Here is a 13,721-nt window from a genome sequence, read left to right as displayed (position 1 = left end):
CCTATCGGTGATGCTTTATTCGATATCCGGCACGCGCGCGAGACGACGACGCTGCCAGCCCTTTTCAGCGAAATGCAGATAAACGATACCCGGCAAGCCGAGCAGTAACTCCCGTGCGCGCTTCGCTAACGAAAGCGCGAGCGCGGCTTCCGGCGGCAGACCGATCAGACGCGCGAGCAGCAAGTAGCCACCCTCCTGCACGCCCAGCGAACCCGGAATGAAGAACGCAGCGCCCCGAATGGCCTGACCGAGGCTCTCCAGCATCAGCGCTTCGCCCCAGCCGACCGGCGAACCCAGCAAACGTAACGCAAGCCACACCTCGCCAGTCCCCACGATCCAGCCCAGAAGGCTCAACGCGAAACTCGCCGCGACCGGTCCGGGCTTTTTGTAGAGTTCGAGCACGGCGGTGTCCACTGCTTCCGCGCGCGACACCAGCGACGACCAGTCGCGCTTCTTCGAAAAGCGCGCAGCAAATTGCGAAGCAAAACGCGTCGTGCGAGCGAACAAACCCTTGCGCTGCGCGAAGAAAAAGCCGACGACCATCAGCGAGCACGCCACGATCACGATCAGCACCGGCAGCAGCATGCCCACGCCCGACACATAGCTGCTCAGCAGCGCGAGGCCGAGCATGGCGAAGATCATTTGCCCGACGGATTGCATCGTCGTGCTGACGGTAATGACGGCAGCGGCGTCGCGCGCCCGCATGCCGCGCTGCGAGAGATAACGCACCATCAGCATGGGACCGCCAATCTGTCCGGCCGGCATCAGGCTGTTCACCGACTCACCGGTCCAGCGCGCGAGCAGCGCGTCGCGGAAGCTCACATCGCGTTCATTGCGGGCGAAGAGCGTTTCGATAGCCAGCGCATCGATCACGACAGGCAGCAAATGGAACGCCGCCACCGCGAGCAGACCCCAGCCTGCGGCCGCGAGCGCGGTCGCGACGGAACCGAAGCCCTGCCAGCTGAGCAGCGCGATGAACAACACCACGCCGAGCGACAGGAGGACCGTTCCGGCGCGGCTCATGCTGCGCCGTTCTTCCCGCCTTTGCGGCGGAAAACCTGTCCGAAGCCAAAGTACGCGATCGAATCCTTCATGTTCGAGATGAACCGCTGCCACGGACGCATGTTCGGATTCGTGACGTATTCGAAGGTCAGCGAGACCCGGAATTCGCCTGCGCGCGCAGGTGTGATGCGATGGCGCAGTTTGTCGCCATCGAAGAAAACCAGGCCGCCCGGCGGAATCTGCACCGAACCTGGCTGGTCGGGAATTTCCGGCGTGCGGGTGTGCAGCTCATAGTCGAGACGGCACGACGAATCGTCCATCACGCCGAGCAGCATGGTGTAGCGGCGGCCTTCGTAGTACGACGTATCGTAGTGCCAGCCGATATGGTCGCCCGCCTTCGTATAGAAATACAGCGCGTACGCGTGCGGGTCGTCGGCGGGAGATTCCTGGAGCGTGTCGCCGCTGATTTTCTCCAGCCAGCTGATCAGCGCCGGTGAGCGGTACAACTCCGCGATGAACGGCGCGAGTTCGTCGATCGCGTGACGGCTGACGCTGCCGCCTTGCTTGTGTCCTGGCAAATAATTGCGGTTGATCGCAGGTGTGACGGCATGGACAGCAACGACCAGCTTCTCGGTGAACTCGCGCGGCAGAAAATCATCCAGATACAGGAACGCGCCCTGGTTATCGAACGTTTTGTGCAGCTTCGCGGTTTGGCTCTCGGGAGACAGGCGCTGAAGATGCGCGGCCAAGGTTTCGTCGAGCGCGTGAAGGCTCTTGCGCTCAGCGGACTTGCCGCCAAGCTCGTGAGGGGATAAGGAATCGACAGATGAATTCATTGAACAGCCTGCAAATCTTGATCTTGACCATCGGGGTCTTTGTCGCTCGCCGTGGCCCGCGCGACACGCCGGAGCGCGCGTTGATAATCCACGACAACCCACACAGCAAATAGCGGAGCGCCAACAGAGGCGGCCACCAGGAATGGCGTCATGCCGTTGAGCAGCGTCACCACCGGCAGCAGATACAGGACATCTTCGGTCTCGAAACCCGCCATGGAAGCCTGCTTCGTGCCGCTCTTGCCCGCCATCGACTCAATCCGCATGCGCAAGAAGAAGATCAGCGCGACGGCGACGCCCGCAATCCCGCCCAGCCATTCGGCCGAGACGATCATGGCCGGATGGTGCACTTTCACATAAAACCCTAGACCCACGAACAGCAGCACGGTCACCACCGAATCGCACGCGAGATCGTAAAAATGACCGATTTTGCTCGATTGCCCGCTGATTCGTGCGAGTTCGCCGTCTGTATGGTCGACGAAATTGGACAGCGCAATCAGCAACGCGCCCAAGCTGCACGACCAGAAGCTGCCGACCGACAGGTAATAAGCGCCGGCAATGCCAATCAGCAAGCGCAGCGTGGTCAGGTGATTCGGTGTAATCGGGGTGCCGACGAGCGGTGTAACGAGGCGGCGGGCGAGCCGCGCATCCCAGGTTGCGGGCTCAGGAAGCGCATGTGGTTGGGCGTTGCGGGGTTTGTTCATCCTCGAAATATATCTCGTTTCGAATTTAATTGCATACAAGGGCGCTTCGCCATACGCCTCTAAGAATGCGGATTTTCAATCGAAATTCGAGCGTTTCGCGGACTGCAACGAAGGTGGGGACTGGATCGCTAACCGGTCTCCGTAACGGTAAATTTTTCTCATTCGAGACCCACTAGAAACGCGCCGGCTTGACGGCTACTGCACGGGTACCGGTGCTGGAACCAGCGCTGGAGCGGCGGCCTTCTCGTTCGTTCCTACTGCAACCGGCGCTTCATTGCTGACGCCGCCCGTTTTGTCGAGCGGGATTTTCACCGTGCGCACGGTTCCGTTGCCCAGCGGAAAATCCGCAAGCGCACTGCGGATCAGATAAGGCATGGCCCGGACCAGCGACGATTCGCCACCTGAATTGCTTGCAGTCACTTTGTACACTTCGCGCCCACTTTCGCGCTCGGTCATGCGGATCTGCAGCGCGTGGACGAAGATCGGGTAGCTTTGATCGACATAACCTGCCGGTCCCATATCCCAGCCGCCCCACCCTCCGTATCCTCCGAATCCGCCCCATCCGTACGGTCGGCCGTACCAACCGCCGTACATGGGCCATGGATCGTAATAGACGGGCTGGCGGACGGTGACCATATCGCCGCGAATCGAATAGGATAGTTCCACCAGATAACGCGCGCTGGCGTCGGATACCTGCTTGAACGAATGAGTGGCGAGCTCGTTCGCAGCGAGCACTTCGTAGGTTTTCTGTTCAATGCTGTTTTGCTGCGGCGCCGAGCGCACGAACGCATAGGTCCGCGTGGCGTCCGTCCCGGACCAGTCGGAGAACGCCGCCACCTGCGTCTGAACGTAGGTCGTACAACCTCCGAGCAACGCGAACCCCGTTATCAGCACCACGCGCGCCGCACTCTTCCATTCCCCGAACAACCGTCCCAACGTCATGGCCGACCTCATATATCTTGTTGATTTTTGTTGCGATGTCATGCGTAAAACAGCAACCGTGAAGTGTCGCACGCACCGCGCGAAAACCGCCTGACTTCACCTGTTTAAAGACCTTCACAAATAGACGAAGTTCGGGAAACAGGCCATTCGGCCGACCCCGAATCGAGCGCACGATCCCGCGAGCCTTTGTACAATGGTCCGACACAAGGCCGCCTGGAAAGAAAAGGCACCCGCTCAACTCAATCAGAACCGCCATGTCCAATTCGACCGCACCTGCCGTAATCCGCCGCGCCGACTACACGCCGCCCGCATTCCTGATTGATACCGTCGCGCTCGAATTCGATCTCGTCCCCGAACGCACGGTAGTGCGCAACACCATCCGACTGCGCCGTAATCCGGATGCCGCACCTGCGGCAACGCTGGAGTTGCTCGGCGAGCAGATGGAATTCGTTGGCGCCACGCTGGACGGGCGCCCGCATGCGGATGTCCGCGTTACTGAGAACGGTTTGTCGGTGAGCAATATTCCCGACGCGTTTGAATTGACTCTGGAGAGCACGTGCAATCCGGTTGAGAACACGACCTTGTCGGGCCTGTACGTATCCGGCGGCAATTTCTTTACGCAATGCGAGGCCGAGGGCTTCCGGCGCATCACGTATTTCCTCGACCGTCCCGATGTCATGGCCACTTACACCGTCACGTTGCGGGCGGACAAGGCGGCGTACCCGGTGTTGTTGTCGAACGGCAACCTGATCGAAGAAGGCGATCTCGAAGATGGCCGGCATTTCGCGCGTTGGGAAGACCCGTTCAAGAAACCGAGCTACCTGTTCGCGCTGGTGGCCGGCAAGCTCGTCAAGCTCGAGCAGCGGATGAAGACCGGTTCGGGCAAGGAAAAACTGCTGCAGGTCTGGGTCGAACCTCACGATCTCGACAAGACCCAGCACGCCATGGATTCGCTGGTTCATTCCATCGAATGGGACGAACGCCGCTTTGGGCTTGAGCTCGACCTGGACCGCTTCATGATTGTTGCCGTGAGCGACTTCAACATGGGCGCAATGGAAAACAAGGGCTTGAACATCTTCAATACGAAGTACGTGCTCGCGAATCCCGAAACGGCTACGGACGTGGATTTCAGCAACATTGAAGCCGTGGTCGGTCATGAGTACTTCCACAACTGGACGGGCAACCGCGTGACCTGCCGCGACTGGTTCCAGTTGAGCCTGAAGGAAGGCCTGACGGTATTCCGCGACCAGGAATTTTCCGCCGACATGGCCGCCGGACTCGAACCGGGCGCGGCCAGCGACGCGGCGCGCGCCACCAAACGGATTGACGACGTTCGCGTGCTGCGCCAGATGCAATTCGCCGAGGACGCCGGTCCGATGGCGCATCCGGTGCGCCCGGAAAGCTACGTGGAGATCAACAACTTCTACACGATGACCGTCTATGAAAAAGGCTCGGAAGTCGTGCGTATGTATCAGACGCTGCTTGGGCGCGACGGTTTCCGCCGCGGCATGGACCTGTATTTCCAGCGCCACGATGGACAGGCAGTCACCTGTGACGATTTCCGCCACGCCATGGCCGACGCCAACGGCCGCGACCTAGCGCAATTCGAGCGCTGGTACAGTCAGGCGGGCACGCCCCGGCTCACGGTACGCACGCGTTACGACGCTGCCGCGAAGCGTTACACGCTGACGCTCACGCAAGGCTACGGCGAAGGGTCCGAAGCCGCACGCGCAACCCAAAAGGGTCCGCTGTTGATTCCGTTCTCGGTCGGCCTGATCGGCAGGAACGGAGATGACTTGCCACTGAAGCTGGATGGTGAGAAAGAACCGCAAGGCACCACGCGCGTGCTGGAGTTCACGGAACAGGAACAAACCTTCACGTTCGCCGATGTCGCCGAAGAGCCGTTGCCCTCGTTGCTGCGCAATTTCTCGGCGCCGGTGGTGGTCGACTACGACTACACCAACGAACAGCTCGCGTTTTTGCTCGCTCATGACAGCGACCCGTTCAATCGATGGGAAGCCGGCCAGCGCCTCGCGACGCGCGAACTGCTTGCGCTGGCGGATCGGGCATCGAAAGGTGAGGAACTGACGCTCGACGACCAGGTGGTATCCGCATTCGCCCAGGTACTCAACGACAGCACCCTCACGCCGGCATTCCAGGAACTCGCGCTGATGTTGCCGTCCGAGGGATATCTTGCGGAACAGATGGCTGTGTCGGACCCCGCCGCCGTTCACGCAGCACGTGTGTTCGTCAGCCGCCGCCTCGCCACAGGCCTGCGCGACCGTTGGCTCGCGGTGTACGAAGCGAACCGCACGCCGGGCGAATATTGCGCGACGCCGGATGACGCCGGCAAGCGCGGGCTGAAGAATCTTGCTCTCGCCTACCTGAGCCAGCTCGACGACCCCACCCGCGCGATCGAACTGGCGAGTGCCCAGTACGACGCCGCGAACAACATGACGGACCGGTCGGCTGCGTTGTCGGCGTTGCTGACGGCGGGCGCATCAGGTTCCGTCGATACCCGCGTCGCCGATGCCGCGCTCAGCGACTTCTACCAACGCTTCGAGAAAGAGCCGCTCGTGATCGACAAATGGTTCGCGCTGCAGGCCACGCAACGCGGCGGCCCCAAGCGTAATGTGCTCGACATCGTGCGCAAGCTGATGCAACACCCAGCGTTCACGCTGAAAAATCCCAATCGCGCCCGCTCGCTGATTTTCAGCTTCTGCGGTGCGAATCCGGCGCAATTCCACGCTGCAGATGGTTCCGGGTACGCGTTCTGGGCCGAACAGGTCGCAGCGCTCGACGCAATGAACCCTCAGGTGGCTGCACGCCTTGCTCGCACGCTGGAGCAATGGCGCCGGTATACGCCGGCTTTGCGCGAGAAGGCGCATGCGGCGCTGGAATTGGTGGCGTCGAAGGTGAAATCGCGCGATGTACGCGAGATTGTGGAAAAAGCGCTGGGCTGAGGGGTTTAATCCTTTTTTTCTCTCTATCCCGGCTCACGGAAAACGGCGCTGCGGGCGCCGGTTTTTTTATGCAAGGTTGCCGTCTCGAAAACCAGAGTACGCGTCTCGCAGCAAGCCGTTAAATGTGCGCCACATTTCTGTGACATCGGGAGACACATTCCAAGCGGGTAGAATCTGAGGCATTCGTCTAACGCTCCTGGAGCCCAACGCAATGTCGACCCCATCATCTATCTCCCGTCGCACGACGCTGACCAAGTATCTGATCGAGCAGCAGCGGGAACATCAAAACCTTCCCGCGGACCTTCGGCTGTTGATCGAAGTGATCGCACGCGCATGCAAACAGATCGGCTTTCAAGTGAGCAAGGGCGCGTTGGGTGAAGCGCTGGGTACCGCGGGCAGCGAGAACGTCCAGGGCGAAGTGCAGAAGAAACTCGATATTCTCTCGAACGAAATCCTGCTCGAAGCCAACGAATGGGGCGGCAACCTGGCCGCGATGGCATCGGAAGAAATGGAAAAGATCTTCCCCATTCCGAACCGCTATCCGAAGGGCAACTATCTGCTCACGTTCGATCCGCTCGACGGCTCGTCGAATATCGACGTGAACGTGTCTATCGGCACTATCTTTTCAGTGCTGCGATGCCCGGACGGTGCAGAGCCGAGCGAACAGGCCTTCATGCAGCCGGGCTCGGCGCAAGTCGCGGCCGGCTATGCAGTTTATGGTCCGCAAACCGTTTTCGTGCTGACCACCGGCTACGGCGTGAACTGCTTTACGCTCGATCGCGAGCTGGGTTCGTGGGTACTCACGCACAGCAACATGCAGATCCCCGCCGACACCCGCGAGTACGCAGTCAACGCATCGAATAGCCGTCACTGGTACGAGCCGGTCCAAAAGTATGTGAACGAGCTGAACGAAGGCAAGGACGGTCCGCGCAAGGAGGACTTCAACATGCGCTGGATCGCGTCGATGGTCGCGGACGTGCACCGTATCCTGAACCGCGGCGGCGTGTTCATGTACCCCGCCGACAAACGCACGCCCGATCGCCCGGGCAAGCTGCGCCTGTTGTACGAAGCGAACCCGATGGCGTTCATCGTCGAACAGGCCGGTGGCGCTGCGACGGATGGGGAGCAGCGCATCCTCGACATCGTTCCGACCAACCTGCATCAGCGCGTGCCGGTGTTCCTCGGATCGAAAAACGAGGTCGAACGCGTGACGCGCTACCACTCGGAAATTAATTGACCGTAGGGTGTTGCCAAACTCGCCGGAAGGTCCTTATAATCTCGGTTCTCTGATGCCGGAATAGCTCAGACGGTAGAGCAGCGCATTCGTAATGCGAAGGTCGGGGGTTCGATTCCTCTTTCCGGCACCAAGCTTCATTTCAAGAAACCCGCGTCGCCTCCAGGCTTCGCGGGTTTTTTAATTTTTCGGTCTCATCTCAAAATTATCTTCAGGATCAATCGGTAAGTTCATGTACTTAAAGTGAAACTTTAAGTGAGCGCAATTCATAAACTTCCCGTCGTTTCCTCGATGCTTTCTTCTCGCGTGATTTGCGAACATTCGTTTAGATGAATGATTGTATGAATACGTGCGCTTTCAGACATAGCGAAACGTTAAATTTTTTTAATTATGGATAAAACGGTCAACCGCAGCCGAATCGTGCCGTTATCACTATTAAGGGAACTCGGTTTTAAGCAACGACCCGGGTTTTCGCGTACAGAATTGGCCGGGCAGAAAAGCCGGGGTACTTTGAAGTGGCTTGCGAAATAGGGGCAGCTGCCGCCGCGAGGTGTCGACAAGGATCAACAATAAGCAGGCGACGAGTTAATCAGTGGAAGTGGTGGCGAAATTAGTTAGAGAACGAATCCTGAGGCGCGGAAAAATATCGGCTGCTGAGCCGAAAATTATCACAGCCTTAAGTCACGCGAAGGATGTTCCGTTAAAGCAACAGAGAAACGTGGAAATGCGCCAGCCGCGCATTCGACGCTAGCGCGAAGCCAGAGTCGAGATTGATAATCGACCCATACAAGGAGAGAAAATGATGGACGCCAAGCCGACGAAAATCCCGACGCCCGACAAGGTGCAATGTCCGGATCAAGAACCGGTCGGGGTCGAATTCCTCGCAGAGTTGCCCGAATACGTGCGGGCATTCTTCGACGAGCAACGTAACCTGTGCGACCCGAAATAATTGCTGAAATGCGCAGTACGACCACAGTGTTTGCAGATGTTGTGCAAGCAGCGGTTTCCGGACGCTTGATCGTTGCAGCCCGACTTTGCAGCAGCGCCGGATTCGCACGCGGGTATTAATAGAACGACTGGAATAGCACGACTGGTTTCACCTTATAGCGCCACGAACGTGCCGATCATTCGTGATCACCCCATGCTCACCGCGCGCGCCCTACGCGTCATACCGCGTCATACGTTAAGCTGCGGCTTTATCGCTCTGGCTCCGGTATTCATGTTTCGCCATTCCCTTCTGTACCTTCTCCGCGCCATGACTTCCATGGCTGCCATTGTTATTGCCATCATTGCTTGTTCTTCGACGGCTTTCGCTGACGGCGACGACACGCCCTTCACCAATCTCATTGCGTTGTCGTCACAACGGCTGGCGCTCGCCGAGCCGGTCGCGCGCTGGAAATGGGCGAACCACGAGCCCATCACCGATCAACCCCGTGAAGCCGCGTTGCTGGCCGGTATCGATAGCCGAGCGAAATCCGCCGGTATTGATCCGGCGTTTGCGCAGCTTTTCTTTCGTGATCAGATCGAGGCGAGCAAGGACGTGCAGAACGCTCTCTTCGATAACTGGCGGAAGTTACGTGCGCCCGAAGGGACGCCGCCGGACCTCGCTCACGATACCCGGCCGAAGCTCGATCGCGTGACCAACGCGTTGCTCTCCGCGCTAGCCGGCGTGGAGCCGTTGCGCCGTGCCGACGACTGTCCGCTGCGGCTGGCCGACAGCATCGCCCGATGGAAACATCTCACCCGCTACGATTCAGCCCAGAACGCACCGCTCGCGCGCGCGTTGTCGCATGTGTGTGCGTCGGGTGGTGTTGGAGCGGTCGGCTAGACGCGGTCGGCTAGACGCGGTCGGCTAAGACCGGCTCGCCTGACAGGCACGCGGTAGTTGCAAGCGGCACGATTGTCAGTCCATGAGACAGACGCTCGCTGAGAATTCGGTACGTCGATAACTCGAAACATGCCGCAGGCGCTGCCGCGCGAAGTTGCGCGGCTTCGTCGAGCGACGCGGCCATGCCGAAATACTGCCAGGCATCGATAACATGCCAAACCCGCGCACTGGTCGTCGCATCCGTTTCAGCTATTGCGATGGCGCCGGGGTACGTCCACGGCGCGTGGCTCGGGTCATCACGACGGGCTTTGGACAGCCGGTTATGTGCCGGGCGCAACCGCGCGACCGAGCACCCTTCCGCCAGCATCGCGCCGATCTCCCCGCCCGTCGCGGTCCACTCCACGCGACGAACGAGTTCCGCGAGCCGCAAATCCTTCGCCGAACGTTTCACACCCGACAGATGTGCCCGCACGCGCTGGCGCAAGCGCACGCTTCGCCCAACATACAGCGGCACATCGTCCTCTCCATAAAACACGTAGATGCCGCAGCCGGCCGGAATCTGTTCAATGGTGTCCTCGTCGATATCCCCTGCAAGCCGGAAACGCCGTGCAACCTGTTCTATATGGCCATGCACGATATCGGCGGAAAACGCGCGATGCAGGTGCTGCCAGAATTGCCAGAGCAGATCGGCATCGGCAAGTGCGCGGTGGCGCGCCGCAGGCACGAGCGCATGCCGTTCGATCAGCGCATCGAGCCCATGCCGGCGCTCCGCCGGATAAATGGCGCGCGACAACTGGACCGTGCACAGCACGTCGGGCTGGAACTTGATACCCGCCCGCTTGAACTCGCTGCGCAGGAAGCCGTGATCGAACCGGGCGTTGTGGGCAATAAACAGCCGGCCGTCGAGACGCGCCAGCAAATCATGCGCGATAGCTTCGAACGTCGGCGCGTTGCGCACCATCGAGTCGCTGATACCGGTGAGCTGCTGGATAAAGAACGGAATCGGCTGCTGCGGATTAACGAGCGAACTCCACTGCGTCACGCCGGCCGGTCCGACCTCCACCACGCCGATTTCCGTGATGCGATTCACGCCGAAGGTGCCGCCCGTGGTTTCGAGGTCGACGAAAACCAGCGGTTCCGGACTAACAATATTAGTAACGATTGGGAGCACAGCGCTGACCGCTAAAAGAGGAATGGACGCGATCCGCGCAGGAAAAAGGCGTATCGATCGGCCATTTTAGCGCACGTCCGTTCAAGCGCTGGCGGTTCCAGGCCGTTTCCAGTCACGGGGCCGGCTCGACGCACAGGAGAAGCGTCGAAGGCGAGTCCGCATGCGCTCTCGAATCACGGCGGCTGAAAGATAACAAACGTCGTAATAATTCCGGATTAAATCGTCCATATGCGCCAAAAGGAAATATTTACTCAGCTTGTAACCGGTTTTATCGAATCGTAAGCGTATACGAGCCTTGTTACCGAAATGAGGGATCGGCATCATGAAACAGTACCGCAAGCACTTTAAAGGAGGTCATAGCTTTGACGACCGAACTCAAAAGCATGTTTTCGTGGATCAGGACGTTGGTAGGGCCCCAAGCGGTAATGGAGTCACATTCAGCTCTGGATTTCGACCCGGCATGGCATGGCGATCATTGGCAGAACCTCCTGTCCTCGCCAATGGATGCACGCCGTTATGTGATGGAAGACTGGACAATATCGAGTCCGCTGACATTCGATAGCAACCAGGAAGCGGACTCACCCGACGTCAAGAATGAATCGGCGGCGACGCAGGAAGAAGTCGCAGCTGCTAACTAAGTAGCATCGCCTGGAACAGGCTTCGGGCATCGAGCGCGTTCAGGCAAAAAAAAGCGCGACTGGGAAGTCGCGCCGACAAGGTTTGGAGATCTTTTCCGTCAACGAAAAAGTCTGCTTCGGAAAGCAGCGATTAAAGTATAACGGGACGCCTTCTGGAAATTATCAACAGATTCGGCAATCATCTATTGCGGTTCCGTCAACAATCGACATTTAGGATTATTGGCGTTGTATTTTAACGATCGCGCATGTAGCAATTGCGCAACGAACCTCTGTTGACACTTCTCATTCACCCCCGTCATTCCCCCGCAAAGCCTTGCCAGTAAAGGCTTAGATTGCCTTTCTTAATCATTGCCGATCGCAGAATACTTTATTGCGTAAATCGGAATGCCACCGCTGTAACGCCGTCTTTACACTTCGTCTGGTCCGGAAACGACTGTGTCTTCTGTTGACACACGAAACACCTGACTGCGCCTCTCGCAGCGCGTCGGAGTGAAGGTTTCCTTCAAGCCTGGGTTGTCAGACCCAAATTGCTCTCGGAGTTACAAAGATGAAAAAGACTCTCATGGTCGCCGCCCTGTCGGGCGTATTTGCAACTGCCGCTCATGCCCAAAGCAGCGTGACGCTGTACGGTTTGATCGATGCTGGCCTGACGTACACGAACAATCAAAACGGTTCACATAACTTCAAGATGACGAGCGGCGCGGTGAACGGCAGCCGTTGGGGCCTGCGCGGCTCTGAAGACCTCGGCGGTGGCTTGAAGGCAATCTTCACGTTGGAAAACGGCTTCAGCATTGCGAACGGTACGCTTGGCCAGCAAGGTCGTGAATTCGGCCGTCAAGCTTTCGTTGGTTTGTCGAGCAATCAGTTCGGTACCGTCACGCTGGGTCGTCAGTATGACTCCGTGGTCGACTACCTCGGCCCGTTGGCTCTGACCGGCACGCAATACGGTGGCACGCAGTTCGCGCACCCGTTCGACAACGACAACCTCGACAACTCGTTCCGTATCAACAACTCGGTCAAGTACCAGAGCGCGAACTACGCCGGCTTCAAGTTCGGCGCGTTGTATGGCTTCTCGAACCAGGCTGATGGTTTCGCGAACAACCGCTCGTACAGCGTTGGCGCGTCGTATAACTACGGTCCGTTGAACATTGCTGCAGCGTACTTGCAACTGAACAACAACCTGACGGCTGGCGCAATCAACAACGCCAACGGCGCTGTTGCTGGCGACAACACGTTCAACGCAGGTCTGCAACGCACGTTCGGCGCAGGCTTGAACTACGCGTTCGGCCCGGCGACGGTTGGTTTCGTGTTCACGCAAACCAAGCTTGAAGATGCAGCAAGCATCAACGGTGCTACGGTTGGCAACACGGGCAACATCGCGATTGGCAACTACGCCCGCTTCAACAACTATGAGTTGAACGCCCACTACGCCCTGACCCCGGCCCTGAGCCTGGCAGGCGCGTACACGTACACGGACGCTCGTCTCGATGGCGAAAAGCCGTCGTTCCATCAGTTCAGCTTGCAGACAGCTTATTCGCTGTCGAAGCGCACGGACGTGTACCTGCAAGGCGAGTACGTTCACGCGCTTGACCTGGGCGACAGCGGCATTGGCGCTCCGATCAACGGCGTAGGCATGTCGTCGACCCCGAACCAGGTCTCGGCAACGGTTGGCATTCGTCACCGCTTCTAAGTCTGGTTTTAAGTCTTGTTCAAAGTTGTACCGATGTGAAAAAGGCGCCGCTTGCGGCGCCTTTTTTTCGTCCTGAGGTTCCTGACGTTACTGCTTCAGATAAAGCGCCTCAGGCCTTCGCCGGATAACGCACATCGACGATATCGATTTGCTGCACGCCCGCGGGCGTGTGCAGCGTGACCGTATCGCCGACCTTCGCCTTGAGCAAGGCTCGGGCGATGGGCGAGATCCAGCTCACGTGCCCGACATCCAGATTCACTTCGTCTACGCCCACGACGGTGACCGTGTGCACGTCTCCATCGTCGCCGGCGTAATCCACCGTTGCGCCGAAAAACACCTGGTCGACGTTTTCCTGCCGGCTGCTGTCCACCACTTCCGCCTTATCGAGGCGCTTGGTCAGGAAGCGGATTCGGCGGTCGATCTCACGCAAGCGCCGCTTGCCGTAAATGTAATCGCCGTTCTCCGAACGGTCGCCATTGGACGCCGCCCAGGAAAGCAGCTTCACGACATCCGGCCGCTCGACGTCCAGCAGATGCAGCAGCTCGTCGCGCAGACGCTGATGCCCTGCGGGCGTGATGTAGTTCTTCGTGCCGGGAGGGACGCCGGCGGGTTGCTCGAGATCGAGATCTTCCTCGCTCTCGTCCGATTCCTTTACAAATGCTTTGTTCATGGTGCAAACCGCTCAAAATAACGTGAAGAGGAGCGAGATAGCTCCT

The 13,721-nt window shown here is 58.9% G+C and carries 12 protein-coding genes and 1 tRNA gene; 7 read left to right on the top strand and 6 right to left on the bottom strand.

Going from position 1 to position 13,721, the window contains the following annotated elements; genetic code table 11:
* Nucleotides 1-15 precede the first annotated feature (15 nt).
* The 4 genes from FH08_RS0115360 to FH08_RS0115345 all read right to left on the bottom strand — a co-directional run bounded on the left by FH08_RS0115360 (nt 16) and on the right by FH08_RS0115345 (nt 3,481).
* Nucleotides 16-1,023 (bottom strand): flippase-like domain-containing protein, encoded by a 1,008-nt coding sequence (locus FH08_RS0115360; protein ID WP_031359165.1) that lies wholly within the window; start codon nt 1,021-1,023, stop codon nt 16-18.
* Nucleotides 1,020-1,838, bottom strand: a complete 819-nt coding sequence (locus FH08_RS0115355) for a 2OG-Fe(II) oxygenase (RefSeq protein ID WP_081889485.1) — start codon at nt 1,836-1,838, stop codon at nt 1,020-1,022. Before FH08_RS0115355 ends, FH08_RS0115360 begins: the two co-directional genes overlap by 4 nt.
* Nucleotides 1,835-2,539, bottom strand: a complete 705-nt coding sequence (locus FH08_RS0115350; RefSeq protein WP_031359163.1) for a CDP-alcohol phosphatidyltransferase family protein — start codon at nt 2,537-2,539, stop codon at nt 1,835-1,837. The genes FH08_RS0115355 and FH08_RS0115350 overlap by 4 nt, the downstream gene beginning before the upstream one ends.
* A 195-nt stretch (nt 2,540-2,734) precedes the next feature.
* A complete protein-coding gene (locus FH08_RS0115345) occupies nt 2,735-3,481 on the bottom strand; it encodes a DUF4136 domain-containing protein (protein WP_152602839.1) in 747 nt (248 codons plus the stop codon).
* Nucleotides 3,482-3,735: 254 nt separating this feature from the next.
* Between FH08_RS0115345 and pepN the strand changes: the two genes are divergently transcribed.
* The 5 genes from pepN to FH08_RS0115320 all read left to right on the top strand — a co-directional run bounded on the left by pepN (nt 3,736) and on the right by FH08_RS0115320 (nt 9,506).
* Nucleotides 3,736-6,444 (top strand): aminopeptidase N, encoded by a 2,709-nt coding sequence (gene pepN / locus FH08_RS0115340; protein ID WP_031359161.1) that lies wholly within the window; start codon nt 3,736-3,738, stop codon nt 6,442-6,444.
* Between the two features lie 211 nt (nt 6,445-6,655).
* Complete coding sequence (locus FH08_RS0115335; protein ID WP_031359160.1) at nt 6,656-7,681, top strand: class 1 fructose-bisphosphatase; 1,026 nt, start codon at nt 6,656-6,658, stop codon at nt 7,679-7,681.
* Nucleotides 7,682-7,735: 54 nt separating this feature from the next.
* Nucleotides 7,736-7,811: transfer RNA gene (locus FH08_RS0115330), tRNA-Thr, on the top strand.
* Nucleotides 7,812-8,477: 666 nt separating this feature from the next.
* Nucleotides 8,478-8,627: a hypothetical protein gene (locus tag FH08_RS52565; protein WP_160172473.1), complete on the top strand. Its 150-nt coding sequence runs from the start codon at nt 8,478-8,480 to the stop codon at nt 8,625-8,627.
* Between the two features lie 306 nt (nt 8,628-8,933).
* A complete protein-coding gene (locus FH08_RS0115320) occupies nt 8,934-9,506 on the top strand; it encodes a chorismate mutase (protein WP_152602838.1) in 573 nt (190 codons plus the stop codon).
* Nucleotides 9,507-9,516: 10 nt separating this feature from the next.
* Here the strand turns inward: FH08_RS0115320 and FH08_RS0115315 are convergent, their stop codons facing one another.
* Nucleotides 9,517-10,677, bottom strand: a complete 1,161-nt coding sequence (locus FH08_RS0115315; RefSeq protein WP_051888291.1) for an exonuclease domain-containing protein — start codon at nt 10,675-10,677, stop codon at nt 9,517-9,519.
* Nucleotides 10,678-11,060: 383 nt separating this feature from the next.
* Between FH08_RS0115315 and FH08_RS53400 the strand changes: the two genes are divergently transcribed.
* Nucleotides 11,061-11,315, top strand: a complete 255-nt coding sequence (locus FH08_RS53400; protein WP_051888297.1) for a hypothetical protein — start codon at nt 11,061-11,063, stop codon at nt 11,313-11,315.
* Between the two features lie 547 nt (nt 11,316-11,862).
* Entirely contained in the window at nt 11,863-13,005 is a 1,143-nt protein-coding gene (locus tag FH08_RS0115305) for a porin (protein ID WP_031359155.1), read from the top strand.
* A gap of 109 nt (nt 13,006-13,114) precedes the next feature.
* Here the strand turns inward: FH08_RS0115305 and greB are convergent, their stop codons facing one another.
* Nucleotides 13,115-13,675, bottom strand: a complete 561-nt coding sequence (gene greB / locus FH08_RS0115300) for a transcription elongation factor GreB (protein WP_031359154.1) — start codon at nt 13,673-13,675, stop codon at nt 13,115-13,117.
* Nucleotides 13,676-13,721 lie beyond the last annotated feature (46 nt).

The organism is Caballeronia sordidicola, assembly GCF_000729995.1.
GTDB lineage: Bacteria > Pseudomonadota > Gammaproteobacteria > Burkholderiales > Burkholderiaceae > Caballeronia > Caballeronia sordidicola_A.
Note: the sequence above shows the minus strand (reverse complement) of the source record. Positions and strands in the feature narration are given on the sequence as shown.